Origin of the sequence: Sphingomonas sp. S-NIH.Pt15_0812 (genome assembly GCF_003951315.1) — a bacterium.
Lineage (GTDB): Bacteria > Pseudomonadota > Alphaproteobacteria > Sphingomonadales > Sphingomonadaceae > Sphingomonas.
In genome coordinates this window covers 1-918 of sequence record NZ_QLJH01000100.1, presented here as the reverse complement: position 1 = coordinate 918, position 918 = coordinate 1, and the positions used below count along the sequence as shown (strand labels likewise).

Annotated in this window: 1 protein-coding gene; it reads left to right on the top strand. The window is 63.3% G+C overall.

Translation table 11 applies throughout. From position 1 onward, the window contains the following. Positions 1-80: 80 nt before the first annotated feature. Complete coding sequence (locus BRX43_RS20070) at positions 81-908, top strand: IS5 family transposase (RefSeq protein ID WP_125996799.1); 828 nt, start codon at positions 81-83, stop codon at positions 906-908. Positions 909-918: the final 10 nt, after the last annotated feature.

Sequence of the window (918 nt, the reverse complement as noted above, 5' to 3'; positions counted from 1 at the left end):
TTAGAGCCCAACCGGAAATTAGGTTGAGCGATTTCAGCCAGTTGTGATTCACCGAGGGTTGCGAAGACCACGGGGATCATATGGGCTGGACCGAAACCGCTCGCCGCGAGCATGACAGAAGAAGGCTGCGCTACACAAGCGACTGCACCGATGCGGAATGGGCGATCATCGCACCGCTGCTGGCACGAACCACGAAGGTGGGGCGTCCACGCCTGCACCGGGCACGGGATATGTGGAACGCGATCCAGTACCTTGCGGCGACGGGGTGTCAGTGGGCGCAACTGCCCCGGGACTTCCCACCGTTCACGACGGTGCAGTATCATTTCTACCGGATGCGCGACAGTGGCCTGCTCGATGCGGTCAACGCGGTGCTGGTGGCCGGGGTGCGGGTCGCGGAAGGCCGCGGGGCCGAACCGACTGCAGGCATCATCGATAGCCAGTCGGTCAAGACCACCGAAGCGGGAGGCCCGCGCGGCTACGACGCGGGCAAGAAGATCAAAGGGCGCAAGCGCCACATCGCGACCGATACGACTGGCAGCTTGCTCGACGCCCTGGTCCTTCCCGCCGGCGTTCAGGATCGAGATGCCGCACCTGGCCTCCTCGAGCGATGCCGGGATGCATATCCTTCGCTGGCCCGCTTCTTCGCCGATGGCGGCTATGCAGGGCCCAAACTGGAAACCGCGATCGCGCATATCGACCGGCTTGCCATCGAGATCGTCAAACGGTCGGATACCCGGTCCTTCGTCATCCTGCCCCGCCGCTGGGTCGTCGAGCGCACCATCGCATGGCTCAACCGATGCCGACGCCTCGCCAAGGACTGGGAGGCTTCCATCGCCTCGTCAGAAGCATGGCTCATCATCGCATCCATCAGGCGAATGACCCGCCGTATTGCAAAGCTCGAATTATGAGTCGGGCTCT